Below are 797 nucleotides of genomic sequence, written 5' to 3' on the forward strand. Positions count from 1 at the left end.
CTGCTATGATGGTGATTGTCAACATCAACCGAAAACAGGAGGGAGAGAGTCCATGAAACATCTTACCACAGAATGGCCTTTATTAAAAGAGCTGGAGGAGCAATTAGTCAGAACTCTTCAAAAGGTGTTCGCTGTCTTGTTGGCGGCCCTTTTGGAGGAGATCGATCAACAACTGGCGGAAGCGCGGGACAAGCGCCGGTATCAGCTGAAAGACAAACGGCCGACCACGATCCAAACGCTGTTTAGAGAAGTGGCGTTTCGACGGAACGACTACTATGTCGGCAGGCGGGGGCGTATACCTTCTTGCTGGATGCCGAACTGGGCTTTGATGGAGCGCAGTCGATCAGCCCTTGCCTCGAGGAAACGGCGGTCGAGTTGGCCGTGGAGTGCTCTTCCTACCGCAAAGCAGCTCGCACACTCGAGTCGATCGTGAGGTATGCGGTCATGAGCCACGAGGCGATTCGCCAACTGGTGCTGGAGGCTCCTGTCTCGCTGCACCACCCTGTTTCCCAACGGCACGGCCGAGTGCTGTTTGTCGAGGCGGATGGGCTGTTCATTTCCCGCCAGGGGAAAGGGAAACGGGCGAAAGAAGAGAAAATCCTGGCGGTTCACGAGGGATGGAAACGAAACGGTTCGCAGCTCGAGCTCGTGAACCGGCGCCACTACCTCCATGAAGGGGCGGGAGACGTGTGGGAACGGTTTGAAGAGTGGCTGATGAAGGAATATGCCTATGATCCGTGCCGGGACCTTTTGATCATCAACGGCGACGCGGCGTCGTGGATCACGGCCTGCCGGGA

Annotated in this window: 1 pseudogene; it reads left to right on the forward strand. The window is 56.6% G+C overall.

Features of this window, described 5'->3' with window-relative positions:
• Window positions 1-52: 52 nt before the first annotated feature.
• A pseudogene (locus ABS784_RS16905) lies at window positions 53-797 on the forward strand (UPF0236 family transposase-like protein); the annotation flags it as partial.

Source organism: Geobacillus sp. G4 (assembly GCF_040327975.1).
Taxonomy (GTDB): domain Bacteria; phylum Bacillota; class Bacilli; order Bacillales; family Anoxybacillaceae; genus Geobacillus; species Geobacillus thermoleovorans.